This is a genomic window from Baekduia sp. Peel2402 (genome assembly GCF_052567285.1).
In genome coordinates, this window is sequence record NZ_CP199582.1 from 997,933 (window position 1) to 1,019,328 (window position 21,396).

The 21,396-nt window shown below is 72.9% G+C and carries 25 protein-coding genes and 1 pseudogene; 7 read left to right on the top strand and 19 right to left on the bottom strand.

From position 1 onward, the window contains the following. Nucleotides 1-2: 2 nt before the first annotated feature. Genes ACT01A_RS04905 through ACT01A_RS04915 form a run of 3 tightly spaced genes read right to left on the bottom strand, consistent with a single transcriptional unit; the run spans nucleotide 3 to nucleotide 2,340 of the window. Nucleotides 3-923 carry a hypothetical protein gene (locus ACT01A_RS04905; protein ID WP_445151126.1) on the bottom strand — a complete coding sequence of 307 codons (921 nt, stop codon included), beginning with the start codon at nucleotides 921-923 and terminating at the stop codon, nucleotides 3-5. After that, a complete protein-coding gene (gene rsmH, locus ACT01A_RS04910) occupies nucleotides 920-1,870 on the bottom strand; it encodes a 16S rRNA (cytosine(1402)-N(4))-methyltransferase RsmH (RefSeq protein WP_445151127.1) in 951 nt (316 codons plus the stop codon). The genes ACT01A_RS04905 and rsmH overlap by 4 nt, the downstream gene beginning before the upstream one ends. A 20-nt stretch (nucleotides 1,871-1,890) precedes the next feature. Beyond that, the gene (locus ACT01A_RS04915; RefSeq protein ID WP_445151128.1) at nucleotides 1,891-2,340 is read right to left on the bottom strand and encodes a division/cell wall cluster transcriptional repressor MraZ; all 450 of its coding nucleotides are present in this window, start codon (nucleotides 2,338-2,340) and stop codon (nucleotides 1,891-1,893) included. A 454-nt stretch (nucleotides 2,341-2,794) separates the two neighbouring features. Between ACT01A_RS04915 and ACT01A_RS04920 the strand changes: the two genes are divergently transcribed. Beyond that, nucleotides 2,795-4,426 (top strand): DUF3352 domain-containing protein, encoded by a 1,632-nt coding sequence (locus tag ACT01A_RS04920; protein ID WP_445151129.1) that lies wholly within the window; start codon nucleotides 2,795-2,797, stop codon nucleotides 4,424-4,426. A 148-nt stretch (nucleotides 4,427-4,574) separates the two neighbouring features. On the opposite strand, the gene ACT01A_RS04925 is transcribed toward ACT01A_RS04920, so the two are convergent. From ACT01A_RS04925 to ACT01A_RS04965, 9 genes are all read right to left on the bottom strand, one after another. Further along, nucleotides 4,575-5,663, bottom strand: coding sequence for a quinolinate phosphoribosyl transferase (locus ACT01A_RS04925; RefSeq protein WP_445151130.1), 1,089 nt, complete (start codon nucleotides 5,661-5,663; stop codon nucleotides 4,575-4,577). 82 nt (nucleotides 5,664-5,745) lie between these two features. Then, the gene (locus tag ACT01A_RS04930; RefSeq protein WP_445151131.1) at nucleotides 5,746-6,630 is read right to left on the bottom strand and encodes a type II secretion system F family protein; all 885 of its coding nucleotides are present in this window, start codon (nucleotides 6,628-6,630) and stop codon (nucleotides 5,746-5,748) included. After that, complete coding sequence (locus tag ACT01A_RS04935) at nucleotides 6,627-7,523, bottom strand: type II secretion system F family protein (protein WP_445151132.1); 897 nt, start codon at nucleotides 7,521-7,523, stop codon at nucleotides 6,627-6,629. Before ACT01A_RS04935 ends, ACT01A_RS04930 begins: the two co-directional genes overlap by 4 nt. Nucleotides 7,524-7,637: 114 nt before the next feature. Beyond that, nucleotides 7,638-7,958: an ATPase, T2SS/T4P/T4SS family gene (locus ACT01A_RS04940; RefSeq protein ID WP_445151133.1), complete on the bottom strand. Its 321-nt coding sequence runs from the start codon at nucleotides 7,956-7,958 to the stop codon at nucleotides 7,638-7,640. Then, complete coding sequence (locus tag ACT01A_RS04945) at nucleotides 7,955-9,607, bottom strand: recombinase family protein (protein ID WP_445151134.1); 1,653 nt, start codon at nucleotides 9,605-9,607, stop codon at nucleotides 7,955-7,957. The genes ACT01A_RS04940 and ACT01A_RS04945 overlap by 4 nt, the downstream gene beginning before the upstream one ends. Before the next feature lie 190 nt (nucleotides 9,608-9,797). Continuing rightward, nucleotides 9,798-10,295, bottom strand: a complete 498-nt coding sequence (locus ACT01A_RS04950; RefSeq protein ID WP_445151135.1) for a sigma factor-like helix-turn-helix DNA-binding protein — start codon at nucleotides 10,293-10,295, stop codon at nucleotides 9,798-9,800. Nucleotides 10,296-10,372: 77 nt separating this feature from the next. After that, nucleotides 10,373-10,720, bottom strand: a complete 348-nt coding sequence (locus ACT01A_RS04955; RefSeq protein ID WP_445151136.1) for a hypothetical protein — start codon at nucleotides 10,718-10,720, stop codon at nucleotides 10,373-10,375. Next, on the bottom strand, nucleotides 10,717-10,962 hold the full coding sequence (locus ACT01A_RS04960; protein WP_445151137.1) for a hypothetical protein: 246 nt from the start codon (nucleotides 10,960-10,962) through the stop codon (nucleotides 10,717-10,719). The genes ACT01A_RS04955 and ACT01A_RS04960 overlap by 4 nt, the downstream gene beginning before the upstream one ends. Beyond that, on the bottom strand, nucleotides 10,962-11,789 hold the full coding sequence (locus tag ACT01A_RS04965) for a hypothetical protein (RefSeq protein ID WP_445151138.1): 828 nt from the start codon (nucleotides 11,787-11,789) through the stop codon (nucleotides 10,962-10,964). Before ACT01A_RS04965 ends, ACT01A_RS04960 begins: the two co-directional genes overlap by 1 nt. Nucleotides 11,790-11,959: 170 nt before the next feature. Here ACT01A_RS04965 and ACT01A_RS04970 point away from each other — a divergent pair, with 170 nt between their 5' ends. Continuing rightward, entirely contained in the window at nucleotides 11,960-12,400 is a 441-nt protein-coding gene (locus tag ACT01A_RS04970; RefSeq protein ID WP_445151139.1) for a hypothetical protein, read from the top strand. Further along, nucleotides 12,397-12,639, top strand: coding sequence for a hypothetical protein (locus ACT01A_RS04975; protein WP_445151140.1), 243 nt, complete (start codon nucleotides 12,397-12,399; stop codon nucleotides 12,637-12,639). The genes ACT01A_RS04970 and ACT01A_RS04975 overlap by 4 nt, the downstream gene beginning before the upstream one ends. 200 nt (nucleotides 12,640-12,839) lie before the next feature. On the opposite strand, the gene ACT01A_RS04980 is transcribed toward ACT01A_RS04975, so the two are convergent. From ACT01A_RS04980 to ACT01A_RS05000, 5 genes are all read right to left on the bottom strand, one after another. Continuing rightward, nucleotides 12,840-13,046: a hypothetical protein gene (locus tag ACT01A_RS04980; protein WP_445151141.1), complete on the bottom strand. Its 207-nt coding sequence runs from the start codon at nucleotides 13,044-13,046 to the stop codon at nucleotides 12,840-12,842. Then, complete coding sequence (locus ACT01A_RS04985) at nucleotides 13,043-13,510, bottom strand: hypothetical protein (RefSeq protein WP_445151142.1); 468 nt, start codon at nucleotides 13,508-13,510, stop codon at nucleotides 13,043-13,045. The genes ACT01A_RS04980 and ACT01A_RS04985 overlap by 4 nt, the downstream gene beginning before the upstream one ends. Before the next feature lie 462 nt (nucleotides 13,511-13,972). Next, the gene (locus ACT01A_RS04990; RefSeq protein WP_445151143.1) at nucleotides 13,973-16,255 is read right to left on the bottom strand and encodes a bifunctional DNA primase/polymerase; all 2,283 of its coding nucleotides are present in this window, start codon (nucleotides 16,253-16,255) and stop codon (nucleotides 13,973-13,975) included. Beyond that, complete coding sequence (locus tag ACT01A_RS04995) at nucleotides 16,252-16,545, bottom strand: hypothetical protein (protein ID WP_445151144.1); 294 nt, start codon at nucleotides 16,543-16,545, stop codon at nucleotides 16,252-16,254. The genes ACT01A_RS04990 and ACT01A_RS04995 overlap by 4 nt, the downstream gene beginning before the upstream one ends. A gap of 361 nt (nucleotides 16,546-16,906) precedes the next feature. Next, a complete protein-coding gene (locus ACT01A_RS05000; protein WP_445151145.1) occupies nucleotides 16,907-17,293 on the bottom strand; it encodes a hypothetical protein in 387 nt (128 codons plus the stop codon). A 184-nt stretch (nucleotides 17,294-17,477) separates the two neighbouring features. Here ACT01A_RS05000 and ACT01A_RS05005 point away from each other — a divergent pair, with 184 nt between their 5' ends. The 3 genes from ACT01A_RS05005 to ACT01A_RS05015 all read left to right on the top strand — a co-directional run bounded on the left by ACT01A_RS05005 (nucleotide 17,478) and on the right by ACT01A_RS05015 (nucleotide 19,206). Beyond that, nucleotides 17,478-18,092 carry a hypothetical protein gene (locus ACT01A_RS05005; RefSeq protein WP_445151146.1) on the top strand — a complete coding sequence of 205 codons (615 nt, stop codon included), beginning with the start codon at nucleotides 17,478-17,480 and terminating at the stop codon, nucleotides 18,090-18,092. Between the two features lie 40 nt (nucleotides 18,093-18,132). Beyond that, nucleotides 18,133-18,489, top strand: coding sequence for a hypothetical protein (locus ACT01A_RS05010; protein ID WP_445151147.1), 357 nt, complete (start codon nucleotides 18,133-18,135; stop codon nucleotides 18,487-18,489). 102 nt (nucleotides 18,490-18,591) lie between these two features. Beyond that, nucleotides 18,592-19,206 (top strand): helix-turn-helix domain-containing protein, encoded by a 615-nt coding sequence (locus ACT01A_RS05015; RefSeq protein WP_445151148.1) that lies wholly within the window; start codon nucleotides 18,592-18,594, stop codon nucleotides 19,204-19,206. Nucleotides 19,207-19,317: 111 nt separating this feature from the next. On the opposite strand, the pseudogene ACT01A_RS05020 reads toward ACT01A_RS05015, so the two are convergent. Further along, nucleotides 19,318-19,869: pseudogene (locus ACT01A_RS05020) on the bottom strand (ATPase, T2SS/T4P/T4SS family); the annotation flags it as partial. Between ACT01A_RS05020 and ACT01A_RS05025 the strand changes: the two are divergent. Further along, complete coding sequence (locus tag ACT01A_RS05025) at nucleotides 19,768-20,175, top strand: hypothetical protein (RefSeq protein ID WP_445151149.1); 408 nt, start codon at nucleotides 19,768-19,770, stop codon at nucleotides 20,173-20,175. The pseudogene ACT01A_RS05020 and the gene ACT01A_RS05025 sit on opposite strands and share 102 nt — an antisense overlap. Here the strand turns inward: ACT01A_RS05025 and ACT01A_RS05030 are convergent. Continuing rightward, complete coding sequence (locus ACT01A_RS05030; RefSeq protein ID WP_445151150.1) at nucleotides 20,156-21,307, bottom strand: MFS transporter; 1,152 nt, start codon at nucleotides 21,305-21,307, stop codon at nucleotides 20,156-20,158. The two genes, ACT01A_RS05025 and ACT01A_RS05030, sit on opposite strands and share 20 nt — an antisense overlap. Nucleotides 21,308-21,396: the final 89 nt, after the last annotated feature.

The following is a 21,396-nucleotide window of genomic DNA, read 5'->3' on the forward strand; positions in this document are numbered from 1 at the left end:
CGCTACCCCGCGGGAGGCGCGACGGCGCCACCGGAGGTCGAGGCCGTCTGCTGCTCGGTGGCGGCCGGGGCGACGGCGGTGCCGTTCGCCGCGGGGGCCTGGGTCTGCGTTTGGGTCTGGGTCTGCGCGACGGGCGTCTGCGTCTGGGGCTGGGGCTGCGCGACCGGGGTCTGCGCGGTCTGGGTCTGCGTCTGTGCGACCGGTGCCTGCGTCTGCGTGGTCGCCGCGGTCGTCGCGGTGCCGGTCGCGGCGGGCGCGGTCCCTGTAGTGCCCGTCGCCGCGACGCCGCTGGTCGCCACGCCGGTCGTGGCTACGCCGCTGGTCGTCGTCGCCGCCGTCGTGGCCGTGCCGGCCGCGGCCTGCGTCGCCGCCTTCGCGCGGGCCAGCGCGTCCGGGTCGGCGGCGGTCATGTGCTTGGCCGCGGCGGCCGCCTGCGCGGCGCCGGCGGCGGTCACGTAGCTGGGCGTCGTCGTCGCGGCGGGCGCGACCATGCCGATCTGCTGCGCGGTCTCGTCGATCCGCGAGCCGGCTTCCATCCCGGAGACCTGCGCGCGCATGACGGAGTTCTGGCGCTCGAGCGTCTGCTCCGCCTGCACGGCGCGGCCGATGCCGGCGTTCAGCTTCAACATCGACACCTGCATGAAGACGATGCCCATCAGGCCAGCGGCGACGAGCGGGATCCACAGGCGGCCACGGATCAGGCGGTCCAGGAACTTCGAGTCCGCCATCTTGATCGTGCGCTCGATTGCGCGGACGATGAAGGGATCCGGTGCGGGAGCGGCGCCGGCGGCCCGGCGGGTGCGCGGCGCGTCCGTCCCACGCTTTGGCTGCGGCGCGGGCCCCGAGACGCGGCGGGGCTTGCGCGGCGCAGGGGTGCGCGGCAGCGTCCGGCCGGTCGTGGCGGCTGCGGCGGGCGGGGTCATTCTGGCTGGTCCTCTTCCCTGAGCTTGCGGGCGGCCCGCATCCGCGCGGACGCCGAACGGGGGTTGCTGGCGATCTCGCCGGCGGATGGTGCGATGCCGCGACCGATCAGCTCGGCCTCCGGCGTCCGGCCGCACACGCACACCGGGAGCCCGGGCGGGCAGGTGCAGCCCTGGGCGCGGGCGGCGAGGAAGCGCTTCACACGGCGGTCTTCGCCACTGTGGAAAGAAATGCCTGCAAAGCGACCGTTTTGGCGCAGGATGCGCCATGCGAGCGGCAGGGCTTCGTCGATCTGGCCGAGCTCGTCGTTGACCGCGATGCGGATCGCCTGGAACGTCCGTTTGGCCGGGTGACCGCCGGCGAAGCGAGCGCGCGCGGGGATCGCGTTGTTGATGACGTCGACTAGCCCGGAGGTGGTGGTGATCTGCTCCTCCGCGCGCGTGGTGACGATGCGGCGGGCGATCTGCCTGGCGAAGCGCTCGTCGCCGTACTCGCGCAGGATCTGCGCCAAGCGGCGCTCTTCCCAGGTGTTGACGATCGTCGCGGCGTCGAGCTCCTGCTCGGTGTTCATCCGCATGTCCAGCGGCGCGTCGTAGCTGTAGGAGAAGCCGCGCTCCCAAGTGTCGACCTGCATCGAGGAGATGCCGAGGTCGACGTACACCAGGTCGGCCTTCACGCCCTCGGCCAGGAGCTGCCGCAGGCCGTCGGCGAACGACGCGTGCACGAAGCGCGTCGTGCACGCGACCTCGGCGGCCAGGGCCTCGAAGTGCTGCTCGGCGACGGGGTCGCGGTCGATCGCGATCAGCGTGCCGGACGGGCCGATCCGCTCGGCGACCAGGCGCGCGTGGCCGCCCGCGCCGAACGTGCAGTCGATGACGGTCTGGCCGGGCTGGGGGTCGAGCGCCTCGATCAACTCGCCCGCGAGGACCGGGACATGGGAGGCGGTCATGTCATAAGGGATAGTGAGCATCACGCGGAGGTGGGCGCATCGAACGCCGCGGAGATGTCGAAGATGTCGGCCGCGAGCTGGTCGTTGTAGGCCGTCCAGGCCTCGCGGTTCCAGATCTGGAGGTGGTCGCCGGCGCCGACGACGGTGCAGTCGCGGCTGGCGAGGTTGCCGTGGTCCAGCAGGAACGGCTGGAGCGGAACGCGCCCGGCGGAGTCCAGCTGCGCCGGGGTCGAGTTCGCGGAGAGGAAGGTCATGATCTTGCGCCCGCGCTGGCTCATCGGGTGCACGTCCTGGAGCGCGGCGCGGCGGAACTCGTCGTAGCCAGCGGTCGGCCAGATCGCGACGCAAGGCTCGATGTCCTTGGCGAGCACCAGGCCTCCTTCGAGCGCTCCGCGATAGCGCGCGGGAACCGTGAGGCGGTTCTTGGCGTCGAGGGTGTAGTCGGCTTGGCCGGTAAACGAGGTGTCCATGAGGACGTGCGCATCGCGGAAAGAAGGGGCCGGGGTGGAGGAGTGGGAGGAGCTCCTCCACCCCGGTCCGCAGGAGGCGTTCTATCCCACTCTCCCCCACGATGCAACACCGATTCCACACTTTCCCCCACACTCGGACCCTACAACCAGGTTTGAGCCGCCTAATCCCTTGCCGTTGCTGGGCTTTCGGCGGTGGGACGCGGTGGGTGAATTTGCGCGCACTTGGCGCAGGCGTCGTTGCATCTCGGCCGCGCGCAAGCGTCCTTGCAGGATTTCGGCCGTTCCGTCCGCGGGGTGTGCCTCAGGTGGGGCGGCGTGGGAGGCGCTGCGCGGGGCGTCGGGTACGCGTGCCCGCCACCCGCTCGGGTGGGTTTGCAAAAGGGCGGTTGTCCGCCCCTACGACAGGTGGCTGCCTACCGTCTCCCTCGCGGGCGGACCTGCCTAGGATTCGCGGATGGCCTCCTCCCTCCTGCACCGCCCGCGGCGGTTCGCCCTGCTCGCGGCGTCCTGTGCCGCCGTCGTCGTGCCGATCGCCGGCTGCGGCGACTCGGGCTCGTCGTCCTCCTCCGGCTCTGCCTCAGGGTCCGCCGGCGCCGACCCAGCGGCCCTGCTCCCGGCGTCCACCCCGGTCTACGTCGAGGCGCAGTTGCGCCCGACCGGCGAGCTGGCAGACAACGCCAAGACGGTCGTCGGGAAGATCCTGCGCACGACCGACCCGGGCGGCAAGATCGCCGGGCTGATCGACGACGCCGCCAAGGACGACGGCGTCACCTACAAGGAGGACATCGAGCCGTGGCTCGGCCAGCGCGCCGGGATCGGGATCACCTCGATCGGGAGCGGCGGGGACGACGTGGAGCTGGTGGGCGCGATCGCGTCCAAGGACGACGACGCCGCCAAGAAGTTCGTCGACGCGCAGGCCAAGGGCGAGACGCGCAAGTACCGCGACGTCGAGTACCGCTACAAGGCCAAGGACGACCTGGCCGCGGCGGTCGTCGACCACGCCGTGCTGATCGGCACCGAGAAGGCCTTCAAGTCGGCGGTCGACGCGCAGTCGGGCTCGGGCTCGCTGGCGACGGCGGGCGCGTTCAAGAAGGCGCGCTCGACGGTCGGGACCGACGGCCTGGGCTTCGTGTACGCCGATCCGAGCCGGTTCTTCGACCTGGCGATGGGCGCGGCGTCGGGCTCGTTGAAGGGCTCTGACGCGCAGTCGCTGCAGGCGATCAAGGGGCTGTTGACCGGCAGCGGCCTGCAGTCGATCGCGGCGTCGCTGGACGTGACCGACAACGCGCTACGCGTCGACGCGGCGGCGATCGGGCTGAAGAAGGGCGCCTTGGGCTCAGCGGGCTCGGGCTCGGGCGGCGCGGACGCGCTGGCGGCGGTTCCGGCCGGCTCGTGGCTGGGCTTCGGCATGGGCGACGTCGGCGGGACGTTCAAGTCGGCGCTGACGGCGCTCGGCCAGGCCGGCGCGACCGGCGGCGTCGATCCCGCGACCTTGTTGTCGCAGTTGAAGGCGCAGCTCGGCGTCGACGTCGACAAGGACCTGCTGTCGTGGATGGGCAACGCGGCGCTGTTCGTCCGCGGCTCCGGGATGACCGATCTGAACGGCGCGCTGGTCGTGACCTCCAAGGACCCGGCGGCGTCCAAGGCGGCGATCCCGAAGCTGAAGAAGTTGTTGAAGGGCTTGGATGTGCAGACGGGTGCTTTGAGTGGCGCTCCCTCGGGCGCTGACGGCTTCTCGATCGATATCGGCGGCGGCAGCCCGATCGCCGGCGACATCGAGGTCGCCAGCAAGGACGACAAGTTCGTGATCGCCTACGGCAAGGGCGCGCTGGCCGACGCCCTCGGCGGCGGCTCGACGCTCGGCGACAGCGATCCGTTCAAGACCGCCGCCGGTCTGCTGGAGGGCGTGAAGCCCGCCGTCTTCATCGACACGCCCGCGATCGTCAAGCTGGTCGGCACCGTCGTCGGCTCCGACGAGGACTTCGCCAAGGCCAAGCCCACCCTCGACGTCTTCGGCCCCGCCGCCGCCGGCGTCGAACAGGACGGCGACACCCTGCGGCTCAAGGCCGCGGTGTCGATCCCGTAGGGACCGCTCGTGTTCCGTCGCGCCGCGCGCCCTCGCGAGGGGGCGCGCGGTGCGGGCGGCGCGATACGCGGGCAGCGCGATGCGCGGGCAGCGCGCTGTGCGGGCGCGGCCGCGCGGGCAAGACGCTGAACGAGGCGTGCGGTGCGGGCTACGGCACGCGGACGAGGCGCGGGTTGGGCTTCTCCTCGCGGCCGATCTTCGCGGTCGGCCGGTCGTCGACGCGGACGATGTCGGCGGTGAAATCGTTCTGGCCGCGTAGGAGCGAGGAGCCGACGCCGTAGGCGTCGACGGGCGCGCCTTCGGACTCGAAGTGCTGGATCTTGGTCGCGTCGAAGCCGCCGGAGGCAACGATGCGCACGCGGGAGTGGCCGGCGTCGTCGAGCGCCGTGCGGACGCGACGAGCGAGCTCGACGTTGACGCCGCGAGGAGCGTCCGGACCGAGGTCGGCCAGGGACTCGTCGACGAGGCGCTCGGACGTGTCGAGGCGAACGCCCCACAGCTCGTCGCCAAGAGCGTCGGCGACCTCGACGGCGGTCTTGGCCGAGTGGTTCTCGAAGTCGACGAGCACGGTGACGTTCATCCGGTCGCGGTAGCGGTGGGCGAAGGCACGGGCGGCGGCGACCGTGTCCCCGCCGAACGCGGCGATCAACGCGTGCGGGACGGTCCCGACGCCACGGCCGCCCCACCACGATGCCTGGGCGTTGGTGGAGACGCCGATCGCGCCCGCGACGTGCGCGGCCCAGCCGTCGCCGGTCTGGACGAGCCAATGGTCGTGGCGCGCCGGGAAGAACAGGATCTCCTTGCCGCGGGCGGCGTCGACGACGGCCCGGACGTTGCGCATCACCAGCGACCGGCGCGCCATGCAGCCGAGGTAGACGGTCTCCAGGTGCGCGAACTGGGTGTAGTCGCCCTCGATCGTCATCACGGTCTCAAACGGCTCGATCACGTCGCCCTCGTGCAGGGCGTGCACGACGAGGTCGTCCCAGGCCGGGAGCCAGACGCCATCGCTGCCCACGTGCCCCGCGCCGACCTTGAGCACCGCGATCGCCTCGTCCACCCCACCTAGCAGCGACTCGTGCTTCTGAAATATCTGCATCAACACCCGCGGATGCCGATCCTCGGCCTCGAGCAGCTCCTTGGTCGAGGTGAAGTACGCGTCGCTGTAATAGCCCGCGCGCAACCGGCCAACGGGCAGCTGGAACGTGGCGGGGTCGAGTCGCAACGGATCGGACGCCATCGGGCGAACCTAGCGTCCGCGTGCGGTGGTAGCGGTGTGAGGTGCGGTTCGGGAGCGTGGAGCGGACATGTGGTTGGTTGGGTCAGGCGAGGCTGTGGACGAGGCCGGCGGCGACCAGGAGCAGGACGGCGGGAACGAGCAGGAGCGCGATCGCGAGCTGGATGCGGGGTGCGGAGCGAGCGGCTTGGTCGTGCAGGGCGCGGGCGCGGTCGGCACGGGCCTCCTCGGCGAGCGCGAGGAGCGTGGGCGCCAGCGAGGCGCCGTGGCGGTCGGCGCGGTCGATGGCGGCGACGAGCGTCGCGAGGGCGGGAAGGGGTAGCCGGAGGCGGAGCTCCGCCAGCGCGTCCGCGCGTGGGGCGCCGAGCGCGAGGCGCTGGGACAGGGCGCGCAGCTCCGCGGCGACGAGGCCGCCGCGGTGTCGCCCGACCTCGGTGAGGGCGCGGCCGGTCGGCAGGCCGGCGGCCACCGCGACGCGCAGGAGGTCGAGGACGTCAGCGAGCTCGACGCGCGCTCGCTCGGTACGGCGCTGCGCGCGACGGGCGAGGTGGAGATCGAGGGCCAGGAACCCGGCGGCACCGGTGAGGGGACCCGCGAGCACCATGAGTCGTAACGGGAGCGATGCCAGGACGGGCGCGGTGGCCAAGACAGCGGCGGCGCCACAGCCGGCCTTGATCGCCATTGCGTCGGCAGGACGCAAGCGGCCGGTGAGGCCGGCGGCGGCGAGGCGGGCACCGAGGTCGCGCGGCGCGTTGGGCGCGCCCAGGCGGCGGCCGAAGCGCGCGAGGGCGGCGGCCGCGCGGGAGGCCGGCGTCGGTGTCGGCGTCGGGCGTGCGCACGCGGCGGGATCGGTCGTCGTTGCCCGGGCGCGTGCGATCGCGCGGCGCTCGGCCACCAGCTGCGCCGCGTCGCAGAGGCCCGCGGCAAGCAGGGTGCCGGCACAAGCGGCGAGGAGAACCGCGGAGGTCATGCCGCTCCCAGGCGCGCGATGCGGTTGATGATGAACATGGCGACGGCGCCGAGGACGGCGCCCGCGAGCAACAGGATCCGGGAGCGTGGGTCGGCGGCGAGCGCGGAGAGCGATCCAGGCGCGATCAACTCGACGAGGACGAGGCAGACGCCGGGAAGCCCGGCAACGAGCCGCGCAGAGGCTCGCGCCTGGGACATCAGCGAGCGAGCGTCGGCCTCCACGCGGCGGGCATGTTCGGCGCTGTCGGCGACCGTCCGCAGGAGCGCGGCGAGGTCCCCGCCCGCATCGCGCTGTAGGAGGATCGCGGCGACGAGCGTGTCCCACGCCGGGTCCTGTGCCCGACGGCGAAGCTCGGCGAGCACGTCATCCGTCGGCGCGCCGAGCGCGAGGCGATGCGCGGCGGCGCGTAGCTCGCTGCCGGCGGTTCCCGTCATCGCGCCCGGACGCCCGAGCTCAGCCAGGGCGGCGCGCACCGAGCGACCGCCGGAAAGCGCGTCCGCCAGTCCGCGCGCGACCTGCGGCACCGCCGCCGCCAGCGCTCGGCGCCAGCGGCGACGACGCGCCGCGAGCACCGGCCCTAGGGCGGCGGGCGCCGCGACCGCCAGCCCGATCCCGGCGATCGGACCGGCGAGCAGCCACCCGCCCGCGAGCATCGCGACGCTGCCGAGGATCGCCAGACGCCGCCGCTCAGGCGCCGACGGCAGATGCCCAGCGCGGCCCACGAGCTGCAACGGCGCGACGACGCGACCAAGCGCACGTGCAGGACCGCCGGCCTCGACGACGGCGAGCGCGTCCCACACACCGAAGACCGCCAGCGCGGCGGCGGCCGCGGCGAGCAGCGGAGCGGGCGGTGAGGGGACGAGGAGCGTGAAGGTGGGAGATGTCAGGAGCACGGTGGAGCGGCGGCGGGCGGTGCCGGAAAACGGGCGGGAGCGACGGACGTGGTGGGTCGGAGGCGACGCGAAACAGGCTGGCCAAATACCAACGGGAAGTGATGGTGGTTGTGATCAGCCCATGGCCAGGCGGGTGGTGAGCTCGTCGGAGAGCGGGTGCCAGTGAGGGTTGTCGTTGGTATTGGTGTAGAGGGGACGCGTCGCGGGGCCGGCGGCGATGCGAACGACCTCGGCGATCGTGGTGATCAGGCGGTGACCTGAGGGGTGGCGGGTCTGGTGGACGATGAGGTCGAGGGCGTCGGGGATCTGGTCGCGGATGGCGGAAAGCGGTAGGTCGAGGTCGGTCATGAGCGCGAGGGTCTCGAGGCGGCGGAGGGCCTCCGGTGGCGAGCCGGCGTGGATGGTCGAGAGCGAGCCGTCGTGGCCCGTGGTCATCGCGGCGAGCATGTCGAGGGCCTCGACACCTCAGCGCCGAGTTGCCCCACGTCTAGGGCCTCCGCGACGACCCCCTGGACCTCGAACGACGGCACCCGCCGCTGCGCGTGGCACGACTGGCAGACCGTGCCGCCACGGCCACCCTGGACCTTGCCCTTCCCGCCGCAGACGTCGCACGGCTGCCAGCCCGTCACGGTCACGCGGACGTCCAGGAGGTCCAGGACGGCCCGCCGCTCGTCCGGTCCCATCGTGGCGAGCGCGGCCCGCGCCGAGTCGGCGAGGTCTCGCAGTCGCTCCGCTCGCGTCGTCGCCACCTCCCGATCCGCGGCGGCCGCGACGAGCCGAGCGCGGTGCGCTTCCAGCGCGCGCGCCCGGTTGTCCAGCTTCGACAGCGCGGCGCGGAGGGTCGCGGCGTCCACCCCGGCTTCGAGGGCGGTCGCGACGCGCTGGGTCCGGTCCTCGCCGAGTGCGGCGAGCTTCCGCTCGATCGCCTCGACGGTCTCGGTCTCGGTCCGATCGCGGGCGGGCTCCAGGTCCAGGTACTCGTCGGCGAGCGCCGTCAGCCGATCCGGCTCCGACAGCAGCGATGCGACCTCGCCCCACACCAGCGCCTCGACGGTGCCCGCGTGGACGTTGACGTCCTCGCACTTCTCGTGCGGGCCGGGACGCTTCGACCGGCAGCGGTACCACCTGGACCCGCGATCCTTACGGCTGATGCCGTGGTAGCTCGCGCCGCACGTCCCGACGAGCCGCCCGTGCGACAGCAGGTAGGACGCGCTCGGGCTGCGCTCGGTGCTCGTCTCCCCCAGCGCATCGAGCAGCGCGGCGTGCCGGTCCGGGTCCAGTACCGGCGGGATCGCGACCTCGATCGGGTCGCCGTCCTTCGGCTTGTAGAACCAGACGCCGCCGAGCGTCGGCGACAGCAGGATCCGGCGCAGGTTCACGTTCGTCCACCGGAGCCCGACGCGCGGCCCCATCCCCATCGAGTCGAGCTTCTGCCCGGCGGTCCAGGTTGAGTGCCCGTCGTCCAGGATCAGCGCCGTGGCGGTCCGCAGGATCTCGACCTCTCGCTCGTCGTGCGCGAGGACGTTCTTCGCGCCGGGGGCGTCGGAGCGTGGCACCAGCTCGAAGCCGAATGGCGGCGGCCCGCCCGTCCACGCGCCCTCGGCAGCGCGGGCGCGGAGGCCCGACGCCATCCGCTCCAGCATCCGCCGCTTCTCCTGTTCCGCGATCACGGCCCGCAGCTGGAGGTTCATCCGATCCGAGTCGCGGCGCGTGTCGATGTTCTCGCCGACCGACACGAATGCGACCCCGGCGCGCTCTAGCTCGCGCTCGGCCGTCAGGGTCTCCACGACATCGCGGCCGAACCGGTCCAGGTCCTTCACCGCGACGACGTCGACGCCGCCGCGCGCGGCTAGGTCCATCATCCGGCCCGCCTCGGGCCTCTCAGCCACCGGCATGTCGCCCGACACCCCGGCGTCGACGTACACGCCGACGACGGTCCAGCCGACCTGCTCGGCATGCGCCTGGAGGATCGCCGTCTGCGTCTCGACGCTCGTCCCCTCGATCGCCTGTTCCTTCGTGCTGACGCGGATGCCGAGCGCTGCCCGGACCCCAGCCTCGGGCTTCTTCGCGCGTGTCTTCGTCACTGGTCTGATCTCCTACAACTCGGGTGCGTGTGCCTGCCTCTCCCGAGACAACCGGGCGTCGCGCACCGTTGGAATGTGAGGCAACGCGTCCGGTGCTCGGGCACCCCAGCCGACGCCACCCCACACCGCGCGCGGTCTACCTGGACCGGCCCCGGCCCTCGCGCGTAGACCAGTGGCGCGGACGCGGCCGTCACGGGCACTCCTCGGCGCGCGGCAGAGCGGCGAGCGGGTCCGGCTCGTCCTCGTACGCCGACCTCCACCCATCCCGGGTCGACGCGAACACTCCGCGCCACTCGTCCGCCTCGCGCGGCGGCAGCTTCGACAGCGCGACCGCCGCAGCGGCCGTCCACGCTTCCTCGAACGAGCGGCCGGAGGCGCGACCGGCGGCGAGCGCGAGCCGCAGCGTCGTCGGCGGGTGATCCCCGACCAGCGACGGCGGCAGCAGGTCCGGGATCTCGTCGGCAGCCGGGGGCGCTCCGAAGGCGCCGGCGGCCTCCTCCGCGCGTTCGCGGCGCTCGGCATCGCGCTGGACCTTCGCGGCGTAGCGGAGCCTCTGCCGCACCCGCTCCCGGCTGACGCCGAAGCGGGCGGCGATCTTCTCGTGGCTCAGACCCTCGACGGTGCGGGCCTCGACCATCTCGGCCAGCCGGGCAGCGGCGATGGCGGGATCCTGATGGGCGCTGGGCACAGGCGGCGGCGCAGCCGAAGCTACGGATTCGCCCGCCTCCCGTTGCGGAGTGGGAGAAGACTCCGACCCAGCGCCCATCACGATCCCGCCCCTGGTCCAGGGGCGATCGGCTGCACCGACCGGTCCCAGCCGAGATCGACCATCGCCGCCAGCGCGAGCATCGACCCGGCGAGGTCGTCGCCCATCGCGAGCGCCGCGCCGAGTCGGTCCAGGGCGGCCCACTCCCGTGCCCGCAACGCGAACTCGGCATCGAGGCACGCGGCTAGAAGCGCGACGTCCTCGGAGTCGAGCGCGCGCCAAGCGTCCCACTGCTCGACGGTGAGCAGTGGGACGTCCTCGAGCGCGAGCAGGGCGGCTTCGGCGGGCTCGTGAACGAGCCCGCAGACCAGGATCGCCGCCTCCAGGCGTGCAGCCCGATCGATCACCGGTCGAACGCCACCGATCCCGTCCCCGGCGCGGCACCGACCCACGACGCCGGGTACTCCTCCGAAGCGGCCGGCGCCACCGGGACGAACGTCGCCCTCAGACGTGGCGTCGGAGCCAGGCGTTCGGTGACGGCCAGCGGATCCTTCGCGTACAGGCGGCGCCAATCCTCGACGTCCTCGGGCTTCACCTTCCCCGACTGGACCCCGCAGGCGATCAGGTAGTCACGCAGGTGGGCGCCCATCAGACCGCCTCCGGCAGCGGGCCGCGAAGCTCCGCCAGGTCGGCGCGGGCCTCGGCCTCCGCGATGGCGCGCTGCTGATCGGCGTGCTCCGCCGCGTACGCCCGCTTGTCCGCCGCAGCCTGCGCGTCAGCCGCGATGCGCTCCGCGACGCGACGCTGGCCCGCCTTCTGCTCCGCGTCCCACTCCGGGAGCTTCGGCGGATCGACCAGCGTCGGCATGCCGTCAGGCGACGGCGGCACCGGCGGCCGAAGCTCCTGCGCCCCGGTCCAGGTGAGGAACCGAGCCTCCGGCACGTTCCGGAACGACGGCCGCTCGTGGAGCTTCGCGTTGCGCGTCACCCACTCCTCCAGATGCCACACCCCGGCCTCGACGGCTGCGGCCTGCGCCAGCAGGCGCTCCGCCTCCGCTCGCTTCTCAGCCACGACGTCGCGGCGCGACGAGAGCAGGCCCAGCCACTCCACACCACGCTCCTCGATCGCCGCCACGGTGTCGGCGACGAAGCCGCGCAGGGCATCGCTCGCCGCCCGGACCTTCTCCTCGGCCGCAGCGATCGCCGCCTGCGCCCGACGCTCGACCGTCGCCAGGTCCGGGACATCCGCCTCCCGATCCGTCCGGGCCGCCAGCGCCAACGCCTCCCGACGCTGGGCCAGCGCCTGCTCGCGGGCGTCGGTCGCCGCGCCGTGCGCCTCCATCGCGACGTCCCGGGCGCGGAGCAGGCGACGGTGATCCGCCCCCAGGCCGTCCAGCCATTCGATCCCCGAGTCCCCGGGGAGCCATGCGGGCGACGTGAACGCTGCCGCGTCGCCCAGGTTGATCGCACTACTCATCGTGCCTCCTGTTGTTGTCGTACATCAATGAAGCGAGAGGGGTCCGAAGGGCTTGCTTCTTCATGTCGACCCCTCTCCAAGGACGGCCCCTAGGGCCTTCACACGAGCGGTCTCGTATGTCGAAAATTTGTAGTGATGGAGCGCACTCACCACAACGAAGGAGCATCCGCATGACCGCTGTCCGCACCACCACGATCGACGCCGTCGTCGCCGCGACCGACTGGACCGAGGCCCAGATCCGCGCGCTCGCCGCCGAGCGCGGCATCACGAAGAAGGCCGACCTGATCGCCGCGATCGAGGAGGCCGGGACGCAGCGCCCGAAGAAGGCGCCGCTGACGCTGTCGCGGCGTCGCGCGCTGCTGCGACTGGCGGCGCTGCCGAAGGGCACCGGGGAGGCGCCGACGAGCGGCTTCCGGGCGCTGCCGCTGGACGGGCTCGTCGAGGCCGGGCTCGCGACGCGGGAGGAGCCGACCGACGACGCGCCGCACGGCACGTACACGATCAGCGACGCGGGCCTGGCGCGCGCCGGTGAGACCAACCCGAAGTGGCTCACCTGGACCGCCGCGAAGGTCCAGGGTGACGGTGAGGGCACCGGCGACGAGGCCGCGTGATCGACGCCGGTCGCGACGTCGAGATCCGGGTGCAGGACCGGGGCGATGCCCTGGTCCGCGTCCGGGTCGGCGACGCTGACGGGTCCGGGCGTCCGGCGATGCAGCTGGAGGTCGAGCACGGCTTCCTGCCGGGCGGCCAGGCCGCCGTCGCGTTCAGCGACGCTGAGGTCGGCCGAGTGATCGACGCCATGCAGCAGCAGCGCCGCGTCCTCCGACGCCTGGAGGGCGCGCGACGCTGACCCGCGCACGGGGCGGGGCTTCGGCTCCGTCCCCCGCGCGGCGATGCCGGAAGCGAGGCATGCGCCCGAGGTGTCACGGCGTCCCGCGTGGATGCTCGACACCACCAACAACGGGAGGCCGCACGTGGCGGTCTGGAGGCGCACCCGGGCTCCACCCCTCGGGGCGCCACTTGAGACCCACGTTGGGGCCACGGGAGGCCTCACGTGGCCTCCCCGGCGCGGCCTGCGCCACCGGCCCGGCGCGGCGGGTACAGCCGCAGGTATTCGTGCGCCGCCGCCGTGTGGACGATCTGCTTCGCGCGCTTGAGGCTGATGCCGTACACGGCCGCGATCTGGCCGAACGACGCCCCGCCCTGGTACGCGGACCAGATCTCGACGTTCCGCTCGGCGGTCGATGCGTCGCTCACTCCGACTCCCCCGCCTCGATCTCGCCGATCACCTGGTGCTCCTGGATGCGACGGCGCAGCGCTTCGCCGAGCGCCCGGACCTGATCGCCCGGCAGCCCGATGTCCAGGGCGGCGTCCTTGATCGCCGCGACCATCAGCGCCGCCTTCGCCTCGCTCACCCGCACGGCGCGATCCGCGATCCCCGCGCGGACCATGTTGTTCGTCATCCGCTCCAGCTCATCGCGGTACCGATCGCGGAGCCGGATCCACTCGTTCGGCACGACACCCTGCGCCGTATCGCGGAACGCCTCGTCGTCCGGCAGCGCGTCAACCTTCGACTGCGCGTACCGGAGATCAGCGACCGCCCCGTCCAGGATCTCCTGCAGCACCTCGACGGGATCGGAGTGCAGCCGCGTCGCCGACCGGCCGCGCTCGACCTCCATCCGCGCCGCCCGAATCAGCTTGTTATTGGGATTGCTAGCCACGACGCATCGCTCCCCCGCGAGCGCGGATCCCGGGCACGCGCCTGGAGCCATCCGCCGAGACGATCCGGTCTAGGGAGGCGCCGGTGGTGTGGCGGGCGACGCGGCGCTGGGGGTCCAGGTGGGCCGTCTGGCCCCTCGGGGGACGGGGGGACGCACTGCGGCCCCCGCCTTTGTCCCCGGCCCCCTCCGTGCCGCTCCCCGCCCCTCCGTCCCTCCGCACAAAGGGGAATGGCGCGCTGCGTCCCCTGCGTCCCCCCTGCGCCGTGAGGCCCGGCGGGACGCGGCCTGAGAGGGGGGACGCAAGCTGGCGAAGCTGCGTCCCCGGGGGACGCAATTGCGTCCCCCCTTGCCGATCCTGCGCGGCCTCGTCGGCTCCGAGGGGGACGCATGCGGCCTCTCGGGGGACGAACGGGGGACGCAGATCACCGACGCTGCGTCCCCCCTCGCTGACGATCGCCGACCTCACGCGCCGGCCCCTTCGTTGACTCGCAGGTGCCACAGCTTCCCCTTCTTGTTGGAGGCGGATCGCTTCACCTCGACGCCCTGACGGGCGAGGTCCGGAGCTACGCGCGTCAGGCGACCGGAGAGCACCTGGCCGTTGGTCGGCCAGTCCTTCCCCCGGTGCTCGCGTTCGGTCAGTAGCTCGATCTCGCGGAGCAGTTCGGTCGCGGTGCCGGTCCAGACGACGTCGCCCTCGGTGGTCGTTTGGGCGCTCCGCTGGGCCAGATCGGCGATGGCGGCCCCGACTGGGTCGGCCTCGACAACCTGCTGGCTGATCGACTCGCGGCTGTCGAGGTACGCGGCCAGTGACTCGGTCCCGCGCACCTGATCGACCGCGGCGAGCACACGGGCGAAGTCCGCCATGCGCGGGTACTCGTCCAGTCGCACGGACGGCAGCGCGGCCAGCGTCGCCGACAGCAGATCGAGGAGAGCGCCGAAGAGTGACGGCACCAGGGCGTCCCACTCGGCCCGGAGCTCGGACTCCATCCGCCGTCGCTCGGGGCCAATCCGCGAGAACTCGACGGGCAGCAGCCGCTCGCCGAGGTCGCCGCGGAAGCCGCCGACGCTGATCCCGTTCAGCATCACGACGTTCCTCAGCTTGTTGACGACGAGGTCGTTGTCGCCGTAGAGCTGGCGGCGCGCGAGGCCGTCGCCGGTCGAGGCGCGACAGATCGCGTCCGACAGCCAGCCGGGGATCTGGCTGATGTTGTCGACGGGGACGACCCACGAGCCGGAGAGCACGACCACCCACTCCTGGATGTCGCGTGGCGGGGTCCGGGCCTCGACCGGCGACGGGTCGAGCAGCGACCCGACCATCCTGAGGGCCGACGTCTTGCCGGTGCCCTGCTCGCCGGTGAGCCACAGGACCGGGTGCGGGATCTCCGGGATCCACGACGCCACCATGTAGCCGACGAGCAGGTCCCAGGACTCATCCGTGATGTTCAGGAGCGAGCGCATGGCGTCGAGCGACCCGCCCCGCGCAGGCTCGGCGATCGGCGACGTCAGCGCGGTCCGCCGGAACAGGACGCCGCGCTGCGCCGTCGTCTCCCAGCCGCCGCCGGTGACGACGACGGAGCGCCCGGAGGGGTCCCCCAGGTCGATCGCCACCCGCTCCTCGTCACCCGCGATCCGCACATGGACCCGGTGCCGGTCGGCGGCCTGCGCCCGGCCTTCGAGCACGGCGAGCGCGTCGGCGACCGCGCTGCTCGACGCCGTCTTGCCCTCCCGAGCGAAGTACGCACTGGCGAGGTCCTGGCGGAATCCTGCGGCACCTCGGAAGGGCTGCGCGATCCGTGGCCCCTGGAGCGGGACCGCGTACGGCAGCCCTTCCTCCGACAGGACGAACTCGTGCGTCGCCTCGGCCTGAAGGACGAGCGTGGTCGCTACCGCCGGCGCCTTCGAGGCGGAGGGCGCGCTCGTCGCGAAGGCTGCCGAGTGGCCGTCCGCGTACTTCTCCCAAGCCCAATCGATCTTCCGGCGCGCGTGCGCCTGGTCCATCTCGTCGCCCGGCGGCTGCTCCAGCAGCGCGTGGAAGTCGTCCATCCGCTCGTAGGCGTCCTCCTGCGACATCCCGCCCCGGCCGCGCAGCGACGCCGCGTACTTCGAGAGGACGTGATCGCGAACGCCTGCCGGGACGCCCTCGGCCCGGTACCGCTCCTCGGGGAACGGTTCCCACTCAGCCGCACCGGCCGGGCCGCCGCCGTTGAGACCGGCGGCGGGGCCGGACGCGGCCTCCCGCACCGCCTCCAGGAGCGCCGGGGGCACGGGCAGGATGTGCCGGAACTCGCGCACCCACTCGTACCGACGGCCGGACTCATGGATCGAGGGTGGGGCGATGACGCCCTTGCCGTCCGCCTGGAAGTCCCACTTCCCCGTCGGGCCGCCGTTGCTGGCGCGACTCGGGATCGGCTGGCCCTCCGTCTGGAACCAGAAGTGCCACCCGCCGCCGCCCGTCCTGACGGCCGCCGTCTTGTCGAGGGTCCCGCCGAAGAGGCCACGCCAGTACTGGACCGCCGCCTCGTCGTCGCAGTCCAGCACGACGATCCCGGACACCGAGCCGGTGATGGCGTAGATGTTGCCGTCGCCCCGGCCGTTGGCGAAGGAGTCGGCGACATCGCGGAGCGTGAGGCGCTCCGCGGTGTAGCGCTTCCACGAGCCGCGCGGAGCCTTCCCCGACGCCGGGACCACGTTGACGCCCTGCTCGTGGAGCCTGATCGCGGCCTCCCTGGACCTGCCGGTGCTCACAGCGTGAAGACCCCCGACGCGATGTCCTCGAGGAGCGCAGGGATGTGCTCGCACATCACGACCGCATCGACGGCCAGCGGCTCGCCGCACTCGCTGCAGCGCAGGACCTCGACCTTGCCGCCGCAGCCCTCGCAGTCGGCACCGTCGCCGAACGAGTACGACGCGCCGGGGCACGGGTGGACGGCGAGGTGGTAGCGCTGGACCTCGGCGCTCGCGCCGACCAGCGCCGCGGCGGCGGCGCGGATCGGGGTGCCGGAGACGATGCCGGGCGGGAGCAGGAAGGTGCTCACGGTCGCGGCCTGCCGGTCGGCGTCGGCGCGGGGACCGGCTTCCGGTCACCGAAGAGGAGCGCGGCGAGTCGCCGCCGCCGGGCCGCATCGCGGACCGGGGACCACTTGACTTCGATCTGCGGCGCTGCGGGCACGGCGGTCCTCGACTCGGGTCGCGAGTTGAGGGCCGCTCGACGCCCTCGGTGAGATTCGCAGACTCCCGCTCCAGTCCAGGAGCGACGCCCGAGATCCGCCTGCGAGCCGCCCAGCGCCATCCGCTGAGCAGCCCGTACTCCGGTCGCGGTGGTCGGAGCGCCACCGCCCCGGGGATTCCACCACTCCGCGCCGCCCTCAGGTAGACGGCCCGTCCGGCTGCGCGGCGCTACTGACGCGCCGCCACGGCCTCGTGCGGCCCGGAGATCGGCTGCGGGCCGTCTCCGGCCGATGGCAGCCACCCGATCTCGGCCCGGGAGGCCAGGAAGAGGTCGCCGCCGCCGAAGTGCTGGGCGGCGTACACGCACGGGCCGAACGGCAGGGAGACGATGTACAGCTCCTCCAGGGACGGCGCGGTGTCGCCGACCGTGAAGCCCAGGCGGTCGGCGAAGGCGGCGAGCGCGACCGCCGCACCCTCGCAGAGCGCGCGGTAGTCGTCGGAGACATCGAGCCCCGGCTCGCAGGCCAACCGGCCAGCGGCAGCGGCGAACGGCGTCCAGTCGGTCGCCCGGTGGAGCAGGAAGTCGCCCGGCGGTGATACGCGGTAGTAGTGCATCGAGACCCTCCTCGGGTCATGCGTCGGTGGGTAGACGCAGCAGTGATCGCAGGTCCCGGAGCGTCTGTGCAGGCGCCCCGCCCGGAACAACTGTTCGCACCTACCGGGACGAATCGCCGCTCTTTGCGGGAATTCAGTCGTTACAACCCGACGAACACGCCGATCGACCGGGTACCCTACCGGCATGGACTCAGCGAACTCGGACCTGCGACAGCTGCTGCCGCAGCTGACCGCCGACGCGGCCCGCGAACTCGGGCACGAAGAGGACGCTACCGGCGACGAGCACAAGCGACGCGCCCGCGCCCTGTTCGCGTACGCCGACGCTCTCGATGGCGGACCGGAGCCTCTGGCCCCTGCAACCGAACCGACACAGCCGCGTACCGCTGGGCCGGTCATCCCACCGCCGGAACCGGAGGAGCCGCGTCGCGCGGCACCGGCCGCCCCGCCCTCGGACAAGAAGCCGCTGATCAGCGAGGTCGTGAGGGAGCGACCGCTGCCCGGTTGGAGCCCCGAGCAGGTCCATCACGTCCTGGTCCAGCGGGAGATGATCCCGCCGGAGACGACGAAGGCCTCGATCGGCGTGACCATGCGGCGCATGTACACGAAGTACGAGCACCTGGCGAAGACGCCCGACGGCCTGTACACCACGCCCGAGAACGGCGTGATGCACCGCGACGAGGCGCAACCCCCTCCGCAGGACAACCCGTTCGCCGACGCGCCGAACGGCCCCGCTCCAGGCCCGGCGTTGTCGTTCCGGGGCGCGCAACCCGCGACCGATCCGCGCGCCGTGACCCGCTGAGGCAGGGACGCGTCCCGGCCCGCGCTGGATAGCCCCGAACATGACCTCCTACACGCACACGATCTGGCCGGCGCTCGCGTCCATCGCGTCGAGTGGGTCCGCGCTGGCCAACGATGTGCCGTTCGTGGGGGCGTCGGTGCTCGGGATCGTCTCGGCGCTCGTGGTGGCGATCGGGCGGGACTGGGACGCGTTCGTCGGCGCGCTGCTCCGGCTGAAGCACGGATGGTCCGACCCCCGGTACGCGGGCCTGACGGGTCCGGACCCGCCGCCGACAGCCGCCCCGGCGGTCCAGTCGGTCCCGTCGCCCGAAGACCCCGCCGCCCTGCCGGGGGCGACCGAACCAGCCCGCGCGATCCCGCGCCGCCGGGCCGACGACAACAAGCGCGACGCCGCCTAGCGCGTCGGCTGCCCTCGACCCCTTCCCAGGCCGCCGCCAGATGGCGAGGATCCCGGCATGCGAATGCTCAGGATCTCTCCGCATACGGGGCGACGGTGAGCGGTGGCCGACGCCTGGGCCTACCTCATCCGCCGCACGATCCGGGTGCTGGCGGTACTCGACACGCCCCGCGCGGACGACGCACGCGGTCTCGCCTCCAGGGCCACGCCGACCGATACACCGGCGGCCCTGCGGGAGGCGGCCGACGCGCTCCGGGCGGTCCTCCCCGAGATCGACGGCCAGCCCTCGCGGACGACGGTCATCGCGACCGCCGACATGCTCTCGGAGGTCTCCGCGAAGCTCACCCTGCACGAGCGACTGGACCGACTCGAACTCGCGTTCGCGAGGCTGGAGCGGCGGTTCGACGAGGAGGCCGGAGGCACGCGGCCCCCGGCCCGCTCGTCCCGGCGGATCGAGCCGGTGTCTCCGCCGCCACCCGCTCCGCGGGTCCCACACGACCCGCTCCCGGCCTTCGCCGTCAACCTGCTCACCGAGCGCACCCGACGCGGCCTGACGCAGGAAGCCCTCGCCCTGGAGGCGGACATGGACCAGTCGTACTACGGCCGCCTCGAGCGAGGGGAGATCGACCCCGGCGTGCGGACGGTGGCGCGGCTCGCGGTCGCGCTCAGCGTCGAACCGGCCGACCTGATGGCCGACATCGGCCCGGAGCCCGGCTAGGCGACGAGCGCCAGCCGGAACGGCACGCCGCTGTGAGGCAACACCGCCACGCGAGACCTCGCCGCCGCGGATCTCGCCGACGACGATCCGATCGGGGCGCATCCGCAGGGCGTTGCGCAGGAGCGCGCGGATCGGGATCGCGCCGCGGCCCTCGACGTTTGCGGGACGGCTCTCCAGACGGACGACATGAGGCTGCTGGAGACGCAGCTCCGCGGTGTCCTCGATCGTCACAACGCGATCGCCCTCGGCAATGAACGAGGACAACGCGTTCAAGGTGGTGGTCTTGCCCGAGCCGGTGCCGCCGCTGACGAGCAGGCTCAGCCGCGCGTTCACCGCCCGCGCGAGAAAGTCGCCCACCTCGGGCGTCCAGGTACCGAGCCTGACGAGCTCGTCGGCGTCGATCCCGCGCTGGCGGAAGCGACGTATCGTCACCAGCGGGCCGTCGACCGCCAGCGGCGGCAGGACCACGTTGACGCGCGAGCCGTCCGGTAGGCGGGCGTCGACCATCGGCTCGGCCTCGTCGGCGCGGCGACCGAGCGGCGCCAGGATGCGCTCGATCGCGTGGCGCAGATCAGCGTCGCTGGCGAACGCCACATCGGTGCGTGCCAGGCGACCGCCACGCTCGACCCACACCGCCCCGTCGAGCCCCGCGCCGTTGACCATGATCTCGTCCACGTCCGGGTCGGCCAGCAGTGGCTCCAGCGGCCCGAGGCCGAACGACCTCCGCGCGATCCGCGCGGCGAGGTCTTCACGCGTGCGGGCGTCCAGCATGCCGGCGTCACGGTCGACCAGCGCGCGAATGCGAGCGGGCAGCGGGACGTCGTCGCCGCTTGTCGCAGCGGCGGCGCCGGCCTCGGCCAACAGGCGCTCACGGAGGCGATCCGCCAGGTCTTCGATGTGGGTCACGCGCGCCTTAGGCGCGACCCCCGCGAAGTTCGCCCCGGGTGTGTCAGCGCACGGACGTGGTGATGACTCGCGCGCTGCGTCGGCGCGTGATCGCGGCCAGCGTCGCCGCGCACAGAAACGCCAAGACGACGTAACAGAGGGTGTCGGAGGTCGCTTTGGCCAGCGTCCCTCCCCCGGCCGCACCACTGACCATCCCGACCGCCCACGCGAGGTTGACCAGCCCGAACGCCAGGCCTTGGTCAGCGCCCACGCGCTCCGCGGCCTCCGACAGGAGCGCCATAGCCGGCGCCCAGAACGCCCCGAACGCAGCGGTCGCGGCGACCATCAGCGCCGCGCAGAGGACCGCGACGCCCGGCAGCGGGACGATCAACACGATCACGGTCGCCCCGAGCAGGCCGAGCCGGATCGGGACCAGCGAGCCGCGCCGGTCAGCAACGCGGCCGACGATCGGGCTCACGCCGCCCTCGATCGCCGCTGACGCCAGGAACGTCGCCGCGACGGTCGCCTCGCCGGCGCCGAGGTCGTCGAGGCGTAGCGGCACCAGCACGTCGAGGACGCCGAAGGCCAGGCCCGGAAGCGCAACGAGCCACAGGCCGGCGCGCACGCGCGGTGCGGTGATGGTCCGCCGCAGCGAGGTCCCGGCCTCGGAGGCCGCCTGGCCTCCCTGGCAGGTCATCGCAATCAGGCCTAGTCCAACCGCGACCCCCGCCACCGCGCCGAACACCGGACGCGTCCCGAGCGCCGCGGCCGCCGCGCCCAGGACCGGGCCGAGCAGCGCGCCGCCGATCGCCGCGCCGAGCGCCGTCCCGATCAGCTCGCCGCGCCGCGACGCCGGTGCCTCCCCCACGAGCCATGCCAGCCCGCCGGCCCAGGAGCACGCGCCGCCGAGGCCTTGGACAAAACGCGCGATGTCGAGGACCAATGCAGACGACGCAAACGCGAAACCGACGCTGGAGACGCTCAGCAGCGCGAGGCCGAAGAGGACCGTCGGCTTCGGCCCAAACCGCACCGCGAGCATCCCGCTGGGCAGTGCGCCGACGAGCGTCCCAGCCGGGTAGGCGGCGAGCAGGAGACCCGCCGAAGCCTTCGAGAGATCAAGGTCCTCCGCGTAATGCGGCAGCAGCGGAGCGACCACGGCGTAGAACGTGGTGTCGACGAAGACGATTGCGCTGAGGACCAGCAGCAGACGACGCACCGGCGGAACCTACCTAGGTGATCGCACCGTACGTGTTTCCGGTATCGATTGCTAAAACGGCGACGGCCGGGCGGAGTTCCGCCCGGCCG

Coding starts and splice junctions, on each gene's coding strand:
- ACT01A_RS04905 (WP_445151126.1), bottom strand. CDS start 923: ATGACCCCGCCCGCCGCAGCCGCCACGACCGGCCGGACGCTGCCGCGC.
- rsmH (WP_445151127.1), bottom strand. CDS start 1,870: ATGACCGCCTCCCATGTCCCGGTCCTCGCGGGCGAGTTGATCGAGGCG.
- ACT01A_RS04915 (WP_445151128.1), bottom strand. CDS start 2,340: ATGGACACCTCGTTTACCGGCCAAGCCGACTACACCCTCGACGCCAAG.
- ACT01A_RS04920 (WP_445151129.1), top strand. CDS start 2,795: ATGGCCTCCTCCCTCCTGCACCGCCCGCGGCGGTTCGCCCTGCTCGCG.
- ACT01A_RS04925 (WP_445151130.1), bottom strand. CDS start 5,663: ATGGCGTCCGATCCGTTGCGACTCGACCCCGCCACGTTCCAGCTGCCC.
- ACT01A_RS04930 (WP_445151131.1), bottom strand. CDS start 6,630: ATGACCTCCGCGGTTCTCCTCGCCGCTTGTGCCGGCACCCTGCTTGCC.
- ACT01A_RS04940 (WP_445151133.1), bottom strand. CDS start 7,958: ATGACCACGGGCCACGACGGCTCGCTCTCGACCATCCACGCCGGCTCG.
- ACT01A_RS04960 (WP_445151137.1), bottom strand. CDS start 10,962: ATGGGCGCCCACCTGCGTGACTACCTGATCGCCTGCGGGGTCCAGTCG.
- ACT01A_RS04965 (WP_445151138.1), bottom strand. CDS start 11,789: ATGAGTAGTGCGATCAACCTGGGCGACGCGGCAGCGTTCACGTCGCCC.
- ACT01A_RS04970 (WP_445151139.1), top strand. CDS start 11,960: ATGACCGCTGTCCGCACCACCACGATCGACGCCGTCGTCGCCGCGACC.
- ACT01A_RS05000 (WP_445151145.1), bottom strand. CDS start 17,293: ATGCACTACTACCGCGTATCACCGCCGGGCGACTTCCTGCTCCACCGG.
- ACT01A_RS05005 (WP_445151146.1), top strand. CDS start 17,478: ATGGACTCAGCGAACTCGGACCTGCGACAGCTGCTGCCGCAGCTGACC.
- ACT01A_RS05010 (WP_445151147.1), top strand. CDS start 18,133: ATGACCTCCTACACGCACACGATCTGGCCGGCGCTCGCGTCCATCGCG.